The organism is Nocardia sp. NPDC051832 (genome assembly GCF_040681285.1).
Lineage (GTDB): Bacteria > Actinomycetota > Actinomycetes > Mycobacteriales > Mycobacteriaceae > Nocardia.
In genome coordinates, this window is sequence record NZ_JBFAYL010000001.1 from 1,467,410 (window position 1) to 1,487,913 (window position 20,504).

General features: G+C 66.6%; 19 protein-coding genes and 2 CRISPR repeat arrays. Of the genes, 15 read left to right on the forward strand and 4 right to left on the reverse strand.

The window, feature by feature from the left end; all coding sequences use genetic code 11:
- Positions 1 to 25 precede the first annotated feature (25 nt).
- The 5 genes from cas1e to AB0M14_RS06555 all read left to right on the forward strand — a co-directional run bounded on the left by cas1e (position 26) and on the right by AB0M14_RS06555 (position 7,557).
- Complete coding sequence (cas1e, locus tag AB0M14_RS06535) at positions 26 to 934, forward strand: type I-E CRISPR-associated endonuclease Cas1e (protein ID WP_364989519.1); 909 nt, start codon at positions 26 to 28, stop codon at positions 932 to 934.
- A complete protein-coding gene (cas2e, locus tag AB0M14_RS06540; RefSeq protein ID WP_364989522.1) occupies positions 928 to 1,305 on the forward strand; it encodes a type I-E CRISPR-associated endoribonuclease Cas2e in 378 nt (125 codons plus the stop codon). Before cas1e ends, cas2e begins: the two co-directional genes overlap by 7 nt.
- Positions 1,306 to 1,345: 40 nt before the next feature.
- Positions 1,346 to 2,928: a CRISPR direct-repeat array (repeat unit 28 nt; unit sequence GTCGTCCCCGCACGCGCGGGGCTGAGCC).
- Positions 2,929 to 3,096: 168 nt separating this feature from the next.
- Positions 3,097 to 5,490 carry an AAA family ATPase gene (locus tag AB0M14_RS06545; protein ID WP_364989525.1) on the forward strand — a complete coding sequence of 798 codons (2,394 nt, stop codon included), beginning with the start codon at positions 3,097 to 3,099 and terminating at the stop codon, positions 5,488 to 5,490.
- A 10-nt stretch (positions 5,491 to 5,500) separates the two neighbouring features.
- Positions 5,501 to 6,631, forward strand: a complete 1,131-nt coding sequence (locus AB0M14_RS06550; protein ID WP_364989527.1) for an aminotransferase class V-fold PLP-dependent enzyme — start codon at positions 5,501 to 5,503, stop codon at positions 6,629 to 6,631.
- Positions 6,628 to 7,557, forward strand: coding sequence for an aminoglycoside phosphotransferase family protein (locus AB0M14_RS06555; RefSeq protein ID WP_364989530.1), 930 nt, complete (start codon positions 6,628 to 6,630; stop codon positions 7,555 to 7,557). Before AB0M14_RS06550 ends, AB0M14_RS06555 begins: the two co-directional genes overlap by 4 nt.
- Positions 7,558 to 7,959: 402 nt before the next feature.
- Positions 7,960 to 9,147: a CRISPR direct-repeat array (repeat unit 29 nt; unit sequence GTCGTCCCCGCACGCGCGGGGCTGAGCCC).
- A 653-nt stretch (positions 9,148 to 9,800) separates the two neighbouring features.
- Here AB0M14_RS06555 and AB0M14_RS06560 read toward each other — a convergent pair.
- On the reverse strand, positions 9,801 to 10,796 hold the full coding sequence (locus tag AB0M14_RS06560) for a toprim domain-containing protein (protein WP_364989532.1): 996 nt from the start codon (positions 10,794 to 10,796) through the stop codon (positions 9,801 to 9,803).
- Between the two features lie 383 nt (positions 10,797 to 11,179).
- On the opposite strand from AB0M14_RS06560, the gene AB0M14_RS06565 reads away from it, so the two are divergent.
- Genes AB0M14_RS06565 through AB0M14_RS06590 form a run of 6 tightly spaced genes read left to right on the forward strand, consistent with a single transcriptional unit; the run spans position 11,180 to position 14,463 of the window.
- The gene (locus AB0M14_RS06565; protein ID WP_364989535.1) at positions 11,180 to 11,956 is read left to right on the forward strand and encodes a hypothetical protein; all 777 of its coding nucleotides are present in this window, start codon (positions 11,180 to 11,182) and stop codon (positions 11,954 to 11,956) included.
- Positions 11,953 to 12,381 carry a hypothetical protein gene (locus tag AB0M14_RS06570; RefSeq protein ID WP_364989537.1) on the forward strand — a complete coding sequence of 143 codons (429 nt, stop codon included), beginning with the start codon at positions 11,953 to 11,955 and terminating at the stop codon, positions 12,379 to 12,381. Before AB0M14_RS06565 ends, AB0M14_RS06570 begins: the two co-directional genes overlap by 4 nt.
- Before the next feature lie 16 nt (positions 12,382 to 12,397).
- The gene (locus AB0M14_RS06575; protein ID WP_364989540.1) at positions 12,398 to 12,790 is read left to right on the forward strand and encodes a hypothetical protein; all 393 of its coding nucleotides are present in this window, start codon (positions 12,398 to 12,400) and stop codon (positions 12,788 to 12,790) included.
- A complete protein-coding gene (locus tag AB0M14_RS06580) occupies positions 12,780 to 13,616 on the forward strand; it encodes a hypothetical protein (RefSeq protein WP_364989542.1) in 837 nt (278 codons plus the stop codon). The genes AB0M14_RS06575 and AB0M14_RS06580 overlap by 11 nt, the downstream gene beginning before the upstream one ends.
- 47 nt (positions 13,617 to 13,663) lie before the next feature.
- On the forward strand, positions 13,664 to 14,062 hold the full coding sequence (locus tag AB0M14_RS06585; RefSeq protein ID WP_364989544.1) for a roadblock/LC7 domain-containing protein: 399 nt from the start codon (positions 13,664 to 13,666) through the stop codon (positions 14,060 to 14,062).
- Between the two features lie 29 nt (positions 14,063 to 14,091).
- Positions 14,092 to 14,463, forward strand: a complete 372-nt coding sequence (locus tag AB0M14_RS06590) for a hypothetical protein (protein WP_364989546.1) — start codon at positions 14,092 to 14,094, stop codon at positions 14,461 to 14,463.
- A gap of 61 nt (positions 14,464 to 14,524) precedes the next feature.
- On the opposite strand, the gene AB0M14_RS06595 is transcribed toward AB0M14_RS06590, so the two are convergent.
- From AB0M14_RS06595 to AB0M14_RS06605, 3 genes are all read right to left on the reverse strand, one after another.
- On the reverse strand, positions 14,525 to 15,496 hold the full coding sequence (locus AB0M14_RS06595) for an alpha/beta hydrolase family protein (protein ID WP_364989548.1): 972 nt from the start codon (positions 15,494 to 15,496) through the stop codon (positions 14,525 to 14,527).
- Between the two features lie 168 nt (positions 15,497 to 15,664).
- Positions 15,665 to 16,549 (reverse strand): hypothetical protein, encoded by an 885-nt coding sequence (locus tag AB0M14_RS06600; protein ID WP_364989550.1) that lies wholly within the window; start codon positions 16,547 to 16,549, stop codon positions 15,665 to 15,667.
- A gap of 72 nt (positions 16,550 to 16,621) precedes the next feature.
- A complete protein-coding gene (locus tag AB0M14_RS06605; RefSeq protein WP_364989552.1) occupies positions 16,622 to 17,878 on the reverse strand; it encodes an acyltransferase in 1,257 nt (418 codons plus the stop codon).
- Positions 17,879 to 17,940: 62 nt separating this feature from the next.
- Between AB0M14_RS06605 and AB0M14_RS06610 the strand changes: the two genes are divergently transcribed.
- The 4 genes from AB0M14_RS06610 (at position 17,941) to AB0M14_RS06625 (ending at position 20,498) form a co-directional block, all read left to right on the forward strand.
- The gene (locus AB0M14_RS06610) at positions 17,941 to 18,549 is read left to right on the forward strand and encodes a transcriptional regulator (RefSeq protein WP_364989554.1); all 609 of its coding nucleotides are present in this window, start codon (positions 17,941 to 17,943) and stop codon (positions 18,547 to 18,549) included.
- Positions 18,550 to 18,590: 41 nt separating this feature from the next.
- Positions 18,591 to 19,250 (forward strand): DUF998 domain-containing protein, encoded by a 660-nt coding sequence (locus AB0M14_RS06615; RefSeq protein WP_364989556.1) that lies wholly within the window; start codon positions 18,591 to 18,593, stop codon positions 19,248 to 19,250.
- Between the two features lie 62 nt (positions 19,251 to 19,312).
- On the forward strand, positions 19,313 to 20,038 hold the full coding sequence (locus AB0M14_RS06620; RefSeq protein ID WP_364989559.1) for a DUF899 domain-containing protein: 726 nt from the start codon (positions 19,313 to 19,315) through the stop codon (positions 20,036 to 20,038).
- A gap of 55 nt (positions 20,039 to 20,093) precedes the next feature.
- Positions 20,094 to 20,498, forward strand: a complete 405-nt coding sequence (locus AB0M14_RS06625) for a DUF1707 domain-containing protein (protein ID WP_364989561.1) — start codon at positions 20,094 to 20,096, stop codon at positions 20,496 to 20,498.
- Positions 20,499 to 20,504: the final 6 nt, after the last annotated feature.

Sequence of the window (20,504 nt, forward strand, 5' to 3'; positions counted from 1 at the left end):
AGTTCGCCCAGTCCGCATCGGTGAATTGGTAAGAGCACAGGACCGGCTCAGCTTCATTTATCTCGAACGGGCCGTCGTACACCGCGACGCCAACGCGATCACTGCCACCGACGAACGCGGTGTGGTGCACATTCCTGCCGCGACGCTGGGTGCGCTGATCCTCGGGCCGGGCACACGCGTGACGCATCAAGCGATGATGCTCCTGGCCGAAAGTGGTTCCACCGCAGTGTGGGTCGGAGAGCAAGGCGTGCGCTACTACGCTCACGGCCGCTCACTGGCCCGCAGCTCGCGGCTGCTGGAAGCCCAAGCAGCCGCAGTCTCCAACCAGGCGATGCGGCTTCGTGTCGCGCGAACAATGTACGCGATGAGATTTCCCGACGAGGACACCTCTGGTCTCACGATTCAACAGCTCCGAGGCAAAGAAGGCGCAAGGGTGCGACGCCTGTATCGCCAACACGCCGCGCGGACCGGAATCGAGTGGAACAAGAGGAACTACGACCCGAACAACTTCGACGCTGGTGACGCGGTCAATCAAGCACTCTCAGCCGCCACGACCTGCCTCTACGGCATCACGCACGCGGTTATCGTCGCGCTGGGCTGCGCGCCCGGCCTCGGCTTCGTCCACACCGGGCACGAACGCTCGTTCGTCTTCGACCTCGCCGACCTCTACAAAGCCGAGTACGCCATCCCGGTCGCCTTCGATGTCGCTGCGGAATCCCCCGACGACATCGGCGCGGTGACCCGCCGCAGCGTCCGTGACGCGGTCCATGCCGGCGGCCTACTCGGGCGCTGCTGCACGGACATTCACACTCTGCTACTGCCCGACGAACCCGAAGCGGCCGACACCTGGGACTCCGACGTCGTCGAACTCTGGGACCGAAAGGGCAACGTCGCCGGCGGGATCTCCTACGACGAGCAGGAACTGCCGTGGTAGTCCTGGTCCTGAGCGCCTGCCCAGCCGGCCTGCGTGGTCACCTGACCCGATGGCTGCTGGAAATCAGCCCAGGCGTGTTCGTAGGCGTGCTGACCGCCCGCGTACGTGATCTGGCCTGGCAACGCGTGGTCGAACTCTCGAAAGATGGTCGGGCGATCATGATCTACTCCACACGATCTGAGCAACGGCTCGCCTTCAAAGTGCATCGCCACGAATGGGAACCTGTCAATATCGACGGAATTCATCTCATGCGCCGTCCGCACACCGGCGACACGACTAGCACAGGTGCTCGGGCAGGTTGGAGTAAGGCCAGCCGGTACCGCAAGGCCGTCCGACGGAGCAAGCCCGATGTGGTGGACGAAAGTGAATGAATTTCTGCCCTTTCGAGCGAGAAACTGCTGGTCAGGAAGTGTCGTCCCCGCACGCGCGGGGCTGAGCCCCGATGATCGGCGCGCCCGGCGAGGTGCGGGTAGTCGTCCCCGCACGCGCGGGGCTGAGCCCTCGTCGAGGACGGTGTCGTCGGACAGGCTCCGGTCGTCCCCGCACGCGCGGGGCTGAGCCCACACAGCAATGAACACCCGCAGATGGCACATTGTCGTCCCCGCACGCGCGGGGCTGAGCCCGCCAGCAACAGATCCTGGGCGACGAAGGCGTCGTCGTCCCCGCACGCGCGGGGCTGAGCCCCGCAGTACTTGCAGACGTTGGACTTGGCGGGCGTCGTCCCCGCACGCGCGGGGCTGAGCCTGTCAAGTTGGAGCTTAAGTAGGTCCAGAAACGGTCGTCCCCGCACGCGCGGGGCTGAGCCAACGCACACACCTGATCACCGAGAGTCGGCCAAGGCGTCGTCCCCGCACGCGCGGGGCTGAGCCCTCGGTTTCCATCAGTTCGACCAGGAAGTCCCGGTCGTCCCCGCACGCGCGGGGCTGAGCCACTGTCGCCCATCTCGCTACCCGAGGACGCGGCGTCGTCCCCGCACGCGCGGGGCTGAGCCCCAGCGTCGAAGGGGCGATGCGGTCGGTCACCGGTCGTCCCCGCACGCGCGGGGCTGAGCCCTCCCCGGCGCTCATGCCGGTGTGCATGTTCTCGTCGTCCCCGCACGCGCGGGGCTGAGCCTCAGCCGGTCTACGACAACGTGCTCATGTTGCAGTCGTCCCCGCACGCGCGGGGCTGAGCCCAGGATCGGGACACACGCCGGATCGCCGAGCTGGTCGTCCCCGCACGCGCGGGGCTGAGCCCACCTGGGCCGATATCGGGGCCGCTTTCATCAAGTCGTCCCCGCACGCGCGGGGCTGAGCCCTGTGCGACGACGTAGATCTGCGCAACCTGAAGGTCGTCCCCGCACGCGCGGGGCTGAGCCCGGCAACGAGTCAATCCACATGAAGTCGGGCCAGTCGTCCCCGCACGCGCGGGGCTGAGCCCTCGGCGGCTAGATACACCTCCAGTTCAAACAGGTCGTCCCCGCACGCGCGGGGCTGAGCCCGTTTCCAGCCGGTGACATTTGCCTGACGCCCGGTCGTCCCCGCACGCGCGGGCTGAGCCCGGCTGGTCCACCGAACCCGACGACGACCATCCGTCGTCCCCGCACGCGCGGGGCTGAGCCCCGCTGCGGGCAGCCGCTGGTGCTCGATCCGATGTCGTCCCCGCACGCGCGGGGCTGAGCCCTCGCTGGGTCGATCGGTCGATATCCAGAACGAGTCGTCCCTGCACGCGCGGGGCTGAGCCCGGTGACGCCGCGACCGTGAAGGTTTGGGGTGCGTCGTCCCCGCACGCGCGGGGCTGAGCCCCGTTCCTGACATGCGGTTCTACTACGGATTGGGTCGTCCCCGCACGCGCGGGGCTGAGCCCGGCCACACGCTGTCGTCGACGCCGGTGTAGGTGTCGTCCCCGCACGCAGGGCTGAGCCCGGGTTGTCGGCGCTCTTCGAAAAGTAGGCCGCCAGCACGGGTTCTCGCAATGGTGCAGGCAATCGTCTCCACATGCAGGGCTGCCCCTGCGCGGAGTACGCCTCCGTCCAAACACTATGTCGTCCCCCGCACACGGACCGAGAGCGCGATGCACCGCCACACGGATACACGACGCCTGGCGAGAGACGATTGTCACCGCGGATCCTGCACTGCTGGACTACGATTCAGGAAATCGTCGAATAAGTGGGAGGGGCTGTTTTGACGCGCGCTGAGGCACCGCCCCCGCTTGTGGACCGTACCGACGAGTTCGCGTTGTTGATGGAGCGCGTGGACCATGCGATCGAGTCCGGGCGCAGTTCGGTGGTCGTGTTGCGCGGGGAGGCCGGGGTCGGCAAGACCAGACTTCTCGCCAACTTCGCCTTCCATGCGGCCGAACGCTATGGCGAGGCTGGTCTGCTGGCCGGTTACGGCCAGGCGATGCTGAATTCGCTGGCGTCGGACAGTTTTCAAGCTGTCCGGGAGTGTCTGCGCTCGCTGACTGTCGCGGTGGAGCGTTCGGGTTCGCGGGAGCGGTTGGACCGGGTGGCGCGTTCGTTTCGCCAGAATGCTCCGGATTGGGTGCAGTCGGTTCCCGTGGTAGGGCAGCTGCTGGCGGCGAGTGTGAAGACAGGGCAGGCCTACGCCGCATCCGGGCCTGAGACGCTGGAGATGGACAGCAGACTCGACCAGCTGCTGGGCTTCATCGAGGATGTGCTGACCGAGAGCCCGTTGCTCATGGTGCTCGATGATCTGCATTGGGCCGACACCGCCACCATCGACTTGCTCACCACGATCGCTCTGCGTGTGCGTGGACCTTTGGTGTTGGTTTTGGCGTACCGGCCCGACCAGCTTCGGTCCGAGGACCAGTCGCATCCATTGCAGCGCGCGGTGTTCCGGCTCTGCCGGTACTTGCCTGACACCGCGATGGTCGATCTGCAACGATTGTCGGCCGGCGATACCGAGGTCTTGGTCCGTCGAGCTGCGGGTAGTTCCGGTGCCTCGATGCATGAGGTCGCGCGGATCGTGCGGCTGAGCGCGGGCAACCCGTTGTTCGCCGAATCCCTTGTCCGGCTCGATGATCGGGGCCGAGCATCGGCGCCGCGCCAGATCACCGCAGTGCTGGAGGAGCGGCTGTCGTATCTGAGCGGCACGGATCAGCGGCTGCTGGAGACAGCAGCGTTGATCGGTTTCAGTTTCGAGGTCGACTACCTGGCCCGGCTGGCTCGCGAGGATCTCGATGACGTGTACGAGCGGCTGCACGTTCTGTTCGACGAGCACGGCTTGGTCCGGCCCGCGGACCCGCGTGGCGGTTATGACCGCTACATCATCCATCACCCGTTGTTCGCGCAGATCCTGCGCGACCGCGGTGCCGCCAACGCGCCACGCTGGCGACGGCAGCACGCGCGATTGCTGGAAATCCTCGAGACCGAACCGAATTGGGACGACGAGTTGCAGGTCCGCGCCGCAGCTGTCGCCGTCGCGGCCGAGAAGCGTTCGAAGGCAGGAGCTTTGGCATTGGAGGCGGCCCGCCGCCAATACACTTTGGGTGCGGTGTCGAAAGCTCGGGACCTCTCAAGGATCGCTGTCGAGCAGACTCCGTCATTCCAGGCGTACGCGCTACTCGCGGAATGTCAGTCCGCCGAAGGCGATCACGTGGCCAGCACCGATGCGTGTGCGGCCGCGCTGGCGTGTGCCTCGACCGAGCCGGTGGCCGCCACGCTGGACGCGCAGGTGCGACTCTTGTGGGCACGGAATCTGCGGATGACCTGCCATTGGGACGATACCGACCGCGTCTTGAACGAACTGCTCGCCGTGCACCCTGAATCGGACCCAGTCCACGCCGAGGCGATGATCCTCAAAGCCGAGATCGCCTTGTGCGGGCCGGTTCAGAACACAGCCCGCTGCATCGAATTGTGCGATGCCGTCTCCGCGATGAGCAGCGACCCCGAGGTGCAGTCCCGCGCCTACGGGCACCGCGGGCTGGCCCACCTCGCGGCCTACGATGCGTCGGGCGCCGAGCAATGGCTGGCAAAGTCCATCGACGTCGCCCGCGCCAACGGTCACCCCTACGCCGAGTACGAGGCTCTGCACTGGCTGAGCAAGAAGACCATGGCCTGCCTGGAACTGGACCGCTCCTGGGAACTGCTCGAACAACTGGCCCGAATGTCGCAGACCTCCGGAGTCGCCAGCGAGAATCCCCCGCACCTGCGTGACTCCAGCCGAGTACTCGGCTTACAGCTTCGATTCGATGAAGCTGCAGACGCATTCGCGCGGTTCGCCGACGTCAGTCGTCCCTCGGCGACCGGCCGTGTCGCAGCCACGCTGGCGTTGCAGGTGCGTGAGCTCGAGGATATCCACGGCCGCATCGCCGGCCAACGGATGTTGAACGAACTCCAGCGCAATTGCGGCGATGAGCTGTTGTCCGCCGAGCGGCGGACGCGGTTGGCCGAATACATCCGCGCCCTCGGGGACCGCCCAGCGGACTGGAATCCGGCGTTGTTCGCCATGGTCGAACTCGGTGTCACCCCAGATGACACCAACGCGGCTGACGCGATCTTCCGGTTCGACGTTCCCCGGCTGTCCCACCTCCGGGCCGGATTGCCAGGCGAGTAGGCCGCCCGCTGTGAAAACGATTGCGCAGAACGAGTTCTCGCTCTCCCCCGACTTGATCCAGCTCAACCACGCCTCCTACGGACTCACCTCCAGGCAGGTGATGTCCGCTGGTGAGCGGGTGCGCAGGCACATCGAATCGGACCCCACCGTCCATCTCGGATCCGGACTGACCGACCAGCTCACCGAGCAGACCACCCTGATGGCAGCGGCGTTCGGTTTGAACGCTGCGCAAACGACGTTGTGCACCAACGCCACCAGCGGTGCCGCCGCGATCATCACATCGTTGCCTTTGACCAGCGGCGATGTAGTTGTCGTGCTCGATGCCGAATACTCCTCGATCCAGCGGGCGTGGGAGATCGCCTGCACCCGAACCGGAGCCAGTCTCGTGCGGGTGCCGTTGGATCTGCCGTTCACCGGCCCCGACCAGCTCCTGGCCGCGCTCGACGCACACGTGCCCGGAACGGTCACCTATCTGCAGGTCAGCTTGATCTCGTCCTCCGCAGCCATCTGGTTCCCGGTCGCCGAAGCCTCGGCGTGGGTCCGCCGCCGCGGAGGCAGGCTCGTCGTGGACGCCGCCCACGGACCAGCTCAGGTAGCCCTGACTCCAGACGAGTGGGGTGCAGCAGCGATGTTCGGAACCTTGCACAAATGGCTCCCCACCCTGCGACCTGTCGGATTCCTGTGGCTCGCAACCGAATTCATAGACTCGATTCGGCCCGTCGAAGTGTCACTGACCTGGGATTCACCGGATCTGATTGAACGTTTCTCCTGGCCCGGCACCTTCGATCCAGTCCCTCGTCTGACCCTGCACACCGCGATCGAGCAGTGGCGCAATTGGCAGCAGGACGGCCTGCTCGCCGAGTGCGAGAAACTGGCCGATACCGCCACCGAGATCTTGGCCGAGCTAGGCGCGAAACCTACAGCAGTCGATGGCTTTGCCCCGCCGCGGATGCGCGCATTCGTTTTGGATCGGGTCGACGTCCCGGAGGTCAAAACGGCTCTCCAGCATGCCGGCGTGCGAGCATGGGTAGGGCCAGGTCCCCGCAACGAATGCCTGCTCCGCGCAGCAACCCACATCTACAACGACGTCGGCGACATCGACATTCTCGCTGCCCGAGTCAAGGAGGTACTTGCCCGATGAGCCTGCCTCCCATCCCCGACCGCCTCGACAAGGCGATCATCTTCCTGCGCGGCGAGCACGACGGCCGCGCCTGGCTCGACGCGCTGCCCGCCCGCATCGCCGACTACGCACACCGGTGGGTTCTGACTCTCGACAGCATCGCCGACAGCGGCGCCATGTCCTGCTGCGTGTACTGCACGACATCGCAAGGCACACAGGCAGTTCTGAAGATCCCGGTCGATCAGGAATCCGGCCACACCGAAATGCAGCTGCTCGACCGCTGGTCAGCATCGGAAGCCGCACCCGCGGTCCTGCAACGCGACACCAGCACCGGCGTTTTCCTGATGACCCGCATCATTCCCGGCACCCTCGCCTGGCCTACCGACGGCGCCACCGACAGCGCGCGATTCGGCGAACTACTCACCCGGCTCAACACCCCGGAACTCCCGGCCGCACCAGAGCTCAAAGACCTCGCCGACATCATCCAGATGCGAATCAGCTGGGCCCGCGAACGTTTCGCCGATCCTCGCTATGCCGACGCAATGGCACGCTTCGACGCGCCTGTGCGACTCCAGCATGCCGAGAACACGCTGGCCGTTCTCTTACAGACCACCACGCGCCAGCATGTCCTGCACGCTGATCTGCAAGCCAAAAACATCCTCCACGGCCTCGCCCATTGGCACACGATCGACCCCCTAGGCGCTGTCGGGGACATCAACGCCGAAGCCGCACTCTGGGTCGCAATTCAGGACGGGCCCGCATCCATCCCCGACCGGCTCACCCAACTCGACGAACACCCACTCCTGAGCCAAATCCGGCTGCGGGCATGGACATACGTCCTCGCCGTCGCCGAGTACCGGTCATACCTTCCCGCCTCCGCCGAGCGCATCGTCGACTTCGTAGCCGGCACCGACCCCACGCTGATCCTCGATGAACTGCATGACTAAGGGCGCAGCTCGGTAGCCATCGATATTCTGATTCACAGCGCGCTGCCACCGATTGACGGGCGGGGTCCTGGTGTTCCGGGTGCGTAACCACCAGCACTCCAGACGATTTGGTGGAGCTGCCGTGGCGACGGCGGCTGTTTCGCCGCGACACGCCGGTGATCTCTCAGACACACGCCATAGCGGGTGGCAGTAGACGCCTATCCACCACACGGCCAACACCGAGTGTGGTCCCAGCACGACGCGAGTACGCGCCTGAAACCACCGCCAGACCACCGACGATTGGGGTACAGAGTTGCAGAGCTCAAACATGAACCGCCGACAGTCGCCAAGGTGGGTTGGGTGTGGTAGATGAAAGTGAATGAATTTCTGGTCTTTCGGGAGAGAAGCTGCTGGTCAGGAAGTGTCGTCCCCGCACGCGCGGGGCTGAGCCCTACAACCGCGCAAATGGGGCGGTCGGCAACGGGTCGTCCCCGCACGCGCGGGGCTGAGCCCAGGATGAAATACGGACTCCTGTTGTGCCACTTGTCGTCCCCGCACGCGCGGGGCTGAGCCCAGCAGGCCGGGATCGTCGTATTTCAGGGCGCGGTCGTCCCCGCACGCGCGGGGCTGAGCCCACCTACCTGCAAGGCGCGGCCGCCGCCTACGCCGTCGTCCCCGCACGCGCGGGGCTGAGCCCAGCCTGCCACCGGGGTGCAGTGCAGCTACCCCGTCGTCCCCGCACGCGCGGGGCTGAGCCCTTCATGCGCCAGCACGCGGTGCAGATAGGTTGGTCGTCCCCGCACGCGCGGGGCTGAGCCCAGTCTGCGCTGCACTTCCTGTGCGGCTCGGTGGTCGTCCCCGCACGCGCGGGGCTGAGCCCTCAGTGGTGTGACCCTCCAGAAGGTGATCGACGTCGTCCCCGCACGCGCGGGGCTGAGCCCTCGGCGAGGTGCTCCTCCCAGAAGGTCACGGCGTCGTCCCCGCACGCGCGGGGCTGAGCCCTACACCTGGACCCGGGAACGGAACGAGGTCTCGTCGTCCCCGCACGCGCGGGGCTGAGCCCCGTTGCTTCTGTTGCCGACAACGCGGGGCCTGTCGTCCCCGCACGCGCGGGGCTGAGCCCGCTACGAAGCTCTTTCCCCCAGTGCCGGTGGCGTCGTCCCAGCATGCGCGGGGCTGAGCCCTCGTGCTTGAGGTGTTCGCCCGCCTGCTCGTCGTCGTCCCCGCACGCGCGGGGCTGAGCCCAGCGAGTCGACGAACGTCCGCTCCCGATACGGGTCGTCCCCGCACGCGCGGGGCTGAGCCCTCGAACGCCAGCGGCAGCAGGATCGGGCGCGGGTCGTCCCCGCACGCGCGGGGCTGAGCCCCGAACTCGGTGTCGGACAAAGAGGCCGCGCTCGTCGTCCCCGCACGCGCGGGGCTGAGCCCCCGCCGCCCATGGCGGCAGTAGCCGATGCGGAGCCGTCCCCGCCCGCGCGGGGCTGAGCCCAGCCAGCGGTCCATGAAGTATTTGCGGATGTAGTCGTCCCCGCACGCGCGGGGCTGAGCCCTGGGCTGAGGCCAATGGAACCAAGCGCGTCAAGTCGTCCCCGCACGCGCGGGGCTGCGCCCATATCGAGAACATCCGTCGGAGAGAATCCACGTCTCCAACCGCGCGTACTGAAGTCGCACATAAACATGCTTCCACGTGTCAACAACTCGTGAAGACTGACCCCGCATGAACTCGGTGGTTCTGACCCCGGGGGCAACCTTCGGAATCGCTGCGGGGTCAGTCTTCAGGAGTTGCCGACACCACGCCTCAAGTAGCCCGGCGGGTCCGTCGAATCGTTCCAATCCATATCGCGTCTCGCCGGCGACGAGAACCCGCGATGGCAGCTCGGCGACGAGCCAGCGGCATGGGCATTTGCTCTGCAGCGGTGGCACGGTACCGATTTGATCGCCGCAAAAATACCGCAAACTTTCGGGGTGACCATGCGTGATCAGGCGTGCACAAGCGTGCAACTCTTGCGGCTATAGTCGCAGGTCAGCCGCTAGCAGGGATCGGGTGTGATCAGCCGTGAAACCCTAATTTTCCCGAACTACCAACGGCAGGTTTCTGGTTCGAGTCCAGATGGGGGAGCTTATCGAAGCCCTGATCAGCGGAAATCATACCCGCAGGTCAGGGCTTCGGTCGTTTTGTTTCGGATTGCGGTAGCCCATGCGGTGCTCGATGGCGGCCAAGCGCGCGGAACTGGGCCGGTTAGGCGGCGAGCCGGGGGCCGGTGTCAGGGCTTCGGGATTCGGGTTGGGCGGGTTGCGGCTCGGGCTGGGCTTCGACGCTGCCGGGCGATGCGGGATCGTGTTTCGTCGAGCAGGGGGACGGGGTCGAGGTCGGTGATGTCGTGGCCTGCGTTGAGGTGGTCGGTGAGGTCTTTGCCGTCGCGGGCTTGGACGGTGCGGATTTCGTCGACCGAGTTGTGAAGGGTGGCGGCGACTTTGGCGGCGAAGCGGTAGCCGGGGGCGTCGCGGTCGGCGATGATCCAGATGCGGTGGGCGCCGCGGAGCCAGGTGGCGTGGGCGGGGCGCCAGGCGAGGGCGCCGCCGGCGTTGCAGGTGGCGGTGAGGCCGGCGTGGCGGGCGGTGTGGACGTCCTTTTCGCCTTCGCAGATGTAGATGTCGGCGCCGGTGACGACGGCGGTGGTCAGGGCCGGTAGACAGAACGGGATGGGGGCGAAACCGCCGTGTTCCCAGCCGGTCTCGGTCATTCGCTCCTGCCAGAAGTCCTTGTCGAGGCCGTATCTTCTGGGTGTGTGGACGCGGGTGACTTTGCCTTCCGGGCTACCGTCGGGCCACTCGTAGATGTAATGGGCGGCGATCCAGGGGTGGCCGATTACCCGCCCCAGATCGGATTTGCGGGTGGTGAGCGGGATTCCGGCGGCCAGGAGAGCTCGGTCGATCAGCGACGGATCAGGGGTCGGCGGATAGGGCGGCGCAGGGGCTGGAGCGCTACGGTTTTCGCGCGGCTGGTCGAACAGGTCCGCGACGTGCAGGCCGAGGCGTTCGAGGACGGCTTCGTCGGTGCAGCCGCGGTTCGCGAAGCAGCGGATCAAGGTCTTGTGCTTGGCTTCGTTGTAGATGACGCCGAGCGAGGGCTTGTGCGGGCGGCCGTCACCCTCGTGCACCGGGCACAAGTAGCGGACCCAGTGACCGCTGGCCTTTCCTGGGCCGGAGACCTGGTCCAGCGCGCGGGTGATGGTGTCCCAGGATCGCTTGGTGGACATGGTGATACCTCTGCATCCATGGTGCACCAGCCGGGCGCGCTTGTCTGATACATCCGGAATGTCCGTTATGCGCAGAGGTAGCCAGCAAATCGACCGGAGGGTCTGAAAGTAATTTGTCGGAACTTGTTGCTTCAAAGCCTCGAGGCTGCCAGGATGTTACTCACACCGGCTGGCAATTAATCCGAGCCGGGATCGAAGATCAATTCATCTAGTTTCTTGGGACTTTTTGTGAACGATTTATGTAAACCTCGACCATTACTTCAGTTATAGAACTCCAGCGGGCCGGCCGCCGAGCCGGGCGGCCCGTTCGAGCGTGAACAATTGCCTGCCCGGGCCCTGGTGATCCGGGCAGCTTACGCTTCCCTCGCCTCCGGAGTCGAGCTATGACCACCGGTCACGTCACCCGTGCCGCACCACCTCCGGTACCTGGAAATCCGATCATCGACAATGTGATCGAAATATTGGGTACCGCGGCAGTCGAACGGCGCTCCGGAATATTGCGAGTCACCGGTGAACCCGGCGGCGAATTTCATCTGCTGCACGGAATTGTGATCGCCGTGAATTCACCAGGCGCTCCCGGCGTACTCGAATTGCTCGCGCAACCGGGTCGCCGCGCACCGGGTGCCATGGAATTGCGGGTACTGCAATTGACGGCGACGTTCGATGCCGCCTTCGCGGTGGCCGCCGGCTGGATCGGCGACTGCTTCTGGGCGCTGACCGACATCGAGCCGGACCATGCGGAGATCGATCCCGCCTTCGCCCTGGAACTCGCACTACTCGAAGCCGAAACGCAACGGCGGCTGCGGGGCATCGCCCCCGGCCGCATCGCACCGCACCGCCACCACCTCACCCGCACCACCCGCGGCGAGCTGCTCCTGCGCGACGCCGAGGACGGCCAGCGCCGCCAGATCCTGCACCGGATCAACGGCCGGCGGACCTGCCGGGAGATCGCATTTCTGCTGGGCCGCGGCCTGTACGCGATCACCGTGGAGGTTTCCCGGCTGGTCGCGGCCGGCGCGGTGACGGTGTCGGTGACGGGCCGAGATGAGACCGGTTGCCCGGCGCGCCCAGGCCTGCCCCAGCGCCGCCGCGACGCCAGCGGAATCAACGAACTCTACCCACCCGAGCTCACAGAGCGGGCGCCAGAAGGGAAACGATGAACAGCCCGAAGAACAACACCATGACCGACCGGATCGGTCTGCTGGTCAAAACGCTGAGAACCGATGTCCCGGAATGCCTCGCGGCCGGAGCCATCGATATGTCGACCGGCATGCTGCTGGCGGTCCAGACCGTCGACAACCACCCGCCCGAGGTCCTGGACCTGCTCGCCGCGGCGACGCTGGAACTGTTCCAGGGCCGCAATGTCGTGATGATCGAGGGCATTTGGAAGGAACGCCGCGGTGTCCGCAGCGAACAGCACTACTTCCAGGAAATCCTGGTCAACAGCGACAATCTGGCCCACCTGTTCATCCGGACGCCGAGCCGCGACGACATCGTCGTGGTCGTGGTCTGCCGCAAGGCGGTGAACGTGGGCATGCTCTTCGCCCAGGCCAGGCGGGTCGTCCAGGAGGCGGGCCGGTTGTGAGGCGATGGTGCGCGCCGTGACGGGTATCGATTCCTACCTGGATCGCATCATGTGCATCCCCGGCGCCCGCAGCGTGACGCTGGTGGACGGCGCCAGCGGCCTGGCGATCGCGTCGGCGGGCAGCCACGACCTGGTCGACGAGCACGAGAGCGCCGCCGTCATCACCGATGTGGTGCGCAGCGTGCTGGGCTGCCCGGCGCTGGCGGCGAGCCACGGCGGGGGCGACATCCTCGAGATAATCGTCTGCGGGACAGACGGATTCCATCTGCTGAACCTGGTGAACGGCGATTTCGACGGCAGGCTCTTCGTGCACGCGCTGTTCGACGACGACAGCGGCAACCTGGCGATCGCCAGGTTCCGGCTGCGGACGATTCTCGGTGAGTTCACGGGAGACGGTCGTGGGAACTGAGCTAGCGGACGAATTACAACGCGCCGAAGCGGAACGCCGCACCGGTGTGCTGTGTGTCGGCGACGGCGCGTTCCAGCTCACCGACGGCGCGATCACCTGCGCCGACTGTCATCGGACGCCGGGTTTCGACCGGCTGGTGGTCGCGGCGGGCGTGGCGACCGCAGAGGTGTGGCGGCGCGCGGTCGCGGGCGAACCGGATCAGATTCTCGGCGTGCCGCAGCTGGAAACCATTGCGCTGCTCGCGGTATTCGATGCCGCGTACTTCCTGCTCGGTTCGCCGGGCACGCCGGAATTCCAGCCGTCGTCGCCGCATTGGCTGGCGCCGGTCTGCCGGATACCGCCGCACACCCTGATGCACGAATGCGCGCGGCGGCACCGCGCGGACGACGGACCGTGGCCGGCCGAACTGGTCGACCGGGCGCCGGTGGTCCCGGTACAGCGCATCCGGCGGCATCGCGTGGTGCTCACCGGCCACCAGGCCGAGGTGCTGGCCACCGCCGACGCCCGGCGCACCGTCACCGCGATCGCGGGTGACCTCGGGCGCACCAGTTACGGCTGCCTGGTCGCGGTGCGGGAACTGACCGCGGCCGGTTTGATCGAGCAGCCGGTCACCAAAAAGGTTGCGGCAGCGCCGATCCCGAAGCGCGCTTCGGCCAAACCCGCGCTCACTGGTTCCGCGCTCACCGGTCCCGCGCGACCGGGACAGCTGACATTGCCGCGCCGCCGGACCCGCCGGGAGCCCTCCGCGCCGGTCCCCGACCGCTGGGAAACCGCCGATCGTGACCTGCTGATCCGGCTGCGCGCTGCCCTGAAGGAGCTCGATTGAACGGGCGAAACAAATTGATCAGTCAGTTCGTAGGAAGGTTCACCAAGGTGGCGATATCCGAACCCGAGCCGCAGCCGGCGGTGCTCGCGGAACTGCACGCGCTGCGCGAGCGCATACCCAAACTCACCGGCACGCTGGTCGCCTCCAACGACGGGCTGCTGGTGGCCCACGACCTGCCGGCCCATATCGAACCCAATGGCGTCGCGGCACTGGCCGCTTCGCAGCTGGGGGTATCGCACCGGCTGGTCGCCACCGCGCACGGCGGTGGCTTTCACGAGGTCGTGGTGCACGGCACCGACGGCTACGTCGTGATCTACGCCTCCGGCTGGATCTCGCTGACCGTGCTCGCGGCGCCGGAAGTGAATGTCGGTCGCCTGCACCTGGAATCGCGTCCGGTGGCCCGCGCTGTCGCGGGACATCTGGCCCCGGCCGAGGACAAATCCTGACCGGAAAACCCCGAACGAAAGGAAACGGCATGAGCAATATGGATATCGCGTTGAAGGACATGATGGGGATCGACGGCGCCGTCGGCGCCGCCGTCGTCGACTACGGCAGCGGCATGGCGCTGGGCATGCTCGGCAGTTCGAAGTCCTTGGATCTGCAAACCGCCGCCGCCGGCAACACCGAGGTGGTCCGCGCCAAACTCCGCACCATCGATCAGCTCGGCCTCAAGGAGGAGATCGAGGACATCCTCATCACCTTGTCCGGGCAATATCACGTGATCCGGCCGATGACGGGCCGAAAATCCAAGGGGCTGTTCCTGTATCTGGCCCTGGATCGAGGCCGGGCGAACCTGGCCTTGGCGCGCCATCGGCTCAAGACCATCGAGGAAGAACTGGAGGTGTGACCTCGCACCCGGCGAGCGCTTCGGGCCGGAGAGTGGTGGTGAACTCTCCGGCCGCGAGGTCTCAGGCGACGCCGAGGGCGGCCAGCATGCCCGGGCGAGACTTGAAAAGCTCTGCCTCCCAGTACTTCCAGGTGTGCGTGCCGGTCGGCGGGAAGCTGTAGGTGGCCGGAATCCCGAGGGAGTTGAGCCGGTATTGGAAGGCGCGGGTGTTCAGCAGGGTGACCGCCTCGATGCCCATGCCGACGCCGGTGTCGAAGACCTGGCCGACATTCGACGGGCGGTTGAACTCGCCCGGCAATGCGCTGCCCGCGGAGATGTACATGGGCAGGCCCTTGAGTTGCGGCGCGAAGACGAACGGGTCCATGCGCAGCCACTGCGGGCTCCACGGCGGGGCCATCGCGTCGATGTTGTAAGCGCCCCAGCGAAGTACGGCCACCCGGATGGCTTCACGCATGCCGGGCGCGGAGATGTTCAGTGCGCCGGAATAGGAGGCGGCGTATTTGAACTGGTCGCGGTGGTATCCGGCGAGCTGTAGCGCGGCGCTGCCACTCATGGACAGTCCGGCGACCGCGTTGTTCGTCTTGGAAACACCGTAGCCCGCAAGGAAATTAGGCAGTTCCTTGGTCAGGAACGTCTCCCACTTGTAGGTCAGCTTCTGACCGTTGGTGTTACTGGGCGAAATCCAGTCCTGATACCAGCTCGACAGCCCGCCCACCGGCATCACCAGCGTGACATCGTCCTCGGCGAACTGCTGCAGCGCGTTGGTCTCGAAACTCCACGCGTTCTTGTCTTCTCGCGCGGCCATCCCGTCGAGCAGATACAGCGCCGCGCCGCCACCCCGTTTGGCCCACTGCACCTGCACCTTGATCGGCCCCATGCTGGACGGGACCATCAGCTCCTCGAAGCCGCCCGCCGGGGTCCGAATCGGCGCGGCGGTGGCGACCACCCCGCTGCCCGTCACCGAAACCGCCAATGCCGCGGCGCCGACCGCCAGCATCCGTCTCACTCCGTTTTTTGCCCTGCCGAAACGCATGAAACGTTCCCCTCCATCAACTCCCGTACCGCCACCGCAACGGTGGCACCGGACCCCAACTTCCGGTACATGGCAGCACTACAACAATTCGATCACGAGTGTGCTCGCCTGGAGACTATGCGACGACCGAAAACTCGGCAATACCAACCACATTCGAGGCGAGCAGCATCACCCTCGCTTGCGCAGGGTCAGTTTCGGCTCCGGGTAGCTGAACGGCTTGAAAAGGTGCTTGAGCACGCCGTTTTCGAAGGGGGCGGGCTGGTCGAGGACCGAGTAGCGGAATTCGTGGTCGTGGAACAGGGATTCGGTGAGGTCGTCGAAGTTGTAGTCGAAGTCGGATTTGGGGAGGTCGTTGAGGGACGGGGAGGTGAAGGCCTCGAAGCCGGCGCGCTCTTCCTCGACTTGCTCGGTGGCGCGCTCCAGCATGATCCAGAGGGCGATCTCCTCGCCCATGGAGCGCGGTTCGGGCCAGGAGCCGGAGTCGAGGCATTCCAGGAGGTGGTCGAAGCAGGCGGCGAACTGTTTGAGGAAGGGGATCTTCTGGCGTTGCAGCGCCGTCGGGAGTTCGTGGCGGAAGACTTCGGCGTCGCCGGCGATCAGGGCGTTGAGTTCCTCGACGTAGACTTCGCCGTGGTAGCGGAGGGTTTCGGCGGTGCGCGGGGTGATGATGGGGTCGTCGGAGTCGTCGGCGCCGGGAGCGAGCGGGAAGCGCATGACGCCGCAGACGGAGGGCCGGGACAGCGCGTCGAGGTAGTCGGTGTGTGCCGCCTCGGCGGCGACCTCGGCCTCGATCTTGCGGGCGATCCGTTCCACCTGGGCGCGCACCGGGCGAGGCGCGGTCTCCAGGGCTTCGGCGACGAAGTCCGGCGCCAGGTCGGCCCCGGCCAGGAGTTCGTTGAGGGCGTCGGCGAGGCGGACGGCGGAGGCGCGGTCGTCGAAGGTGGCGACGGCCTTCAGTTCGTCCCAGCCCTGGTCCTGGTAGATCGCGAAGACGCGATGCATGGACGGCGTCGACTGCGGCAGGAACAGCTTGTAGGGCAGATTGGTACTCATAACACGCGGGTCATTCTGTGTGGGTCGATCTTTGGGGCATGACCCTACGTGCTCTCGGCCGGATCCGTGCGACTAGACCGACTCGGCGTACAACCCGGCCAGCTCGCGCCGCACCGCCTCGGGCAGTCGCTCCGCCGCGGCTCCGCCGCCCAGCACGCCGATCGTCAACCGGTCCTGGAAGGTGTACACCAGGAAGGTGACCGCCGCCGACGCGCCCGTGGACGGTCTGGGATGGGCGGAGAGATAGACGATTTCGTAGTCGGCGAGCGCGAGCCCGGGCGGAGTACGGAAGTCCGGAACGCGACCGGTGTTGGTGACGGCGACATGTCCGGCCAGGGAGTGAATCCGGGTGGGGCCGTAGAAGTCCGGGAAGTGCAGGACCGACTGCTGAACGATGCCCTCGGACAGATCATGGTGCAGCCGGGACGAGATCTGATGTGCCAGTACGGAAATGTCGGCGCCCAGGTCGACTTCGGCGGCGAAGGACGCGAGCCCGGCCATATTGGTGCCCGCGGCCCGGGCCACCGGCGGATCGAACCGGGCGCGCAGGTCCACCGGATACAGACAGCCGACGGATGCCGTTGCGGCGGTGGTCGTTTCGGCGACGTATGCCCGCAGCAGCGCGGCGGAGACGAGACCGTTGACGGTGAGCCCCGGCCGATGGCCGAGCTCCACGATGCGTGCGGTCGCCGCGGAATCCAGTACCGTGCGCCGCGGTTGCGCGAGCGCGGGCGGCGCGGGAATCGCCGGATCGGCGGGGACGACGCGCGCTTCGGGCGGCAGTGGACGGGTAACGTCCTCCAGCCCGGACACCGCGCTTCCCGTGATCCCCCGGTCCGCCGCGTACTCTTCCAACGGCTTCGGAAGGTCCTGCGGCACAACCTGTTCCGGCGTGATCCGGTCGGTGTAGAAGCTCCACAGCCGCGCCACCAACTCCACACAGTGCCCGGCATCCGCCACGCTGTGATGGGCGAACAACGTCACCCGGGTCGCCGACGCCCCGGCCACCACATCCAGATACGCCAGCTGCACACCCGGATCCACCGCCTGGACCGGCAGCCGCACCTGATCGATCGCGTCCTCGCGCACCCACGCGCCGACCGTGGCCGCACCGGGCCGCAGCAAATAGCCGATCCCGTCGGCGTCCTCCCCGATCCGGCAGGTCAACACCGGGTAGGCGCGCTGCAGGCTCAGAAAGGCGGTGCGCAGCGCGTCGATATCGAGCTCGCCCTCGACTCGCACCGACCGTCCGGTGTACGTCCCATGCCGGACAAACCGCTGTTCCGATGGCGCCAGCACCCGCACCACTTCGCCCTCATCGCGCCACACATCCGACAGCGTGAGGCAACACCGCCCCCAACGCAATCGGGAGAGTAAGAGAGACTTCTCGCATGAGTCTTGCAGCACATCTGGAGCAGCTCGGCCGCCCACTGGTCGAGGAACAACTGGCGCATCCCACCGTGGCCGGGATCGCCAAGGGCGATCTGGACGAGCCGGTATTCCGCTCCTGGCTGGAGCAGGACTACCTGTTCCTGCTCGACTACGTCCGCGTCTTCTCCCGCCTGGCCTGGCAGGCCCCGGCCGCGCACCTGGGCGACCTGGTCGACCTCGCGCACGCCACCTTCCACGAGGAGCTCTCGCTGCACCGCTCGCTGGCCGCCGAGTTCGGCGCCGACCTCGAAGGCGCGGTCAAGGGCGAACCGTGCACGCACTACACCGCCTTCCTGCTGGATTCGGCCGCCACCTACACCGACGGCCTGGCCGCGCTGTACCCCTGCATGTGGGGCTACTCGACGCTCGGCACGATCCTGGCCGAGAACCTGCCCGCCGAACCCCGCTACCGCCGCTGGATCGACACCTACGCCGACCCCGGCTTCGCGGCGCTCACCGCCCGCTGCGCCCAGATGCTCGACGAGTCCGGCGCCGACCCGGCCCGCGCGGAGCGGCTCTTCCTCGAGGGCATGCGGCACGAGATCGCGTTCTGGGACGTCCCCCGGTAAGCGCTTGTGCGACCGCCATGGCGTCAACTAAAATTGACGACATGGCCGAAAGTCGTTCTCGGGCCTTACTACTGTGTGGCGTGATCGCGGGCCCGCTGTTTCTGGTAGCCGTCGCACTGGAAGGCGTAAGCCGCGCTGACTACGACCCGGTGCGGCACCCCATCAGCTCGCTGGCTCTCGGCCCGTTCGGCTGGACCCAGACGGCGAATTTCATCGTCGCCGGTGTCTTGTCGCTGGCCTTCGCGACGGGCGCGCGCACCGCACTGAAACCTGGTCGCGGCCGCCTGTGGGCCCCGATCCTGGTGTACGCCTGGGGGATCGGGCTGATCGGCTCGGGCGTGTTCGTCACCGATCCGGTCAGTGGCTACCCGCCCGGAACCCCGGCCAAGCTCGCCGAACCCACCACCATCGGCACCCTGCACGATCTGTTCGCGCTGCCCGTATTCCTCGGTTTCCCGGTGCTGTGCCTGGTCCTGCTGGCCCGCTTCCTGAGCGAGCGGCAGTTCGGCTGGGCGGCCTACACGCTGCTCACCGCCATCGCCTTCACCACGTTCTTCCTGCTGGCGAGCGCAGGCTTCGAGCAGGACGCCAGCCTGGTCGACTTCGCCGGGTTACTCCAGCGGATCACCATCGCTATCGCCTGGCTGTGGCTCACCCTGCTCGCGCTGCGCCTGCGCTCGGAGCTGATCGACGCCCGATGAGATTTCCGGCCCGATCCCGTCTATCTACATGGATCGGTAGCACTGAAACTCTAGGAGAGATCATGACTCGTCCCGTGGTGGCGTCGCGCGGAGACTGGCTGGCGGCACGCAAGCAGCTGCTGGCGGAGGAGAAAGACCTCACCCGCCGGCGCGACGCGCTCGCGGCCAAACGCCGCACACTGCCCATGGTCGAGCTCGAGAAGAACTACGAATTCGAGGGCCCCGCCGGAAAGACCGGCCTGGCCGACCTGTTCGACGGCCGCCCCCAGCTGATCATCTATCACATGATGTGGCGCTGGGATCTGGACGCGGGCTGCCCGAGCTGCGCCATGCAGCTCGACAGCGTCGGCCACCTCGCGCACCTGCACGCCCAGGAGACCTCGTTCGCGGCGGTCTCGCGCGGACCGTGGGAAAACTTGAACAAGTACCGGGACCGTATGGGCTGGACGTTCCCGCTGTATTCCTCCTTCGGCAGCGACTTCAACTACGACTTCCACGCGACCCAGGACGAAGCCGTCGCACCGGTCGAATACAACTACCGGAGCAAGGCGGAGCTGGAAGCCAAGGGCGAGGTCTGGTTCCTGACAGGCGAGCAGTCCGGCACCAGCGTCTTCTGGCGCGACGACGACGGCACGGTGTTCCACACCTATTCGCAGTACGCCCGCGGCGACGACATCCTCATCAACACGCACAACTATCTCGACCTGACCCCGCTCGGCCGGCAGAAACATGTCGGGGAGGCCGTCCATCACGACAGCTACGGGGCCGCCCAAAGCCACTGCCACTGAGTCGAATCCGGCAGTTGACTGGCTCCGGCCCGGCCGCCGACCTAAGCTGGCGGACGTGGGCAAGGATGAGCTGCGCGCCTCCGACGCGGACCGCCAGCAGATCGCGGATCGATTACGCATAGCGATGGACAACGGCCGGTTGTCCTTGCACGAATACGACGACCGGCTGCAACAGACCTATTCCGCGAAGACCTACGGCGAGCTGGCGCCGATCGTGTCCGACCTGCCCAGCGAGCGGAGCAAGCCGGGCAAGCCGGATACGCCGCGGCGGATACCGCAGTGGGTCGTGATCATGTGGATCCCGTGGTTCGCGGTCAACCTGCTGATGGTGCTGATCTGGGCGGCCACCGGCGCCGACTATTTCTGGCCGTTCTGGGTGGCCGTGCCGTGGGGCATCGCGCTGCTGATTCCCACCGGAATCGGGATCATCACCGATACGCCGCCCAAGCAGTCCCCGTAGACGCGA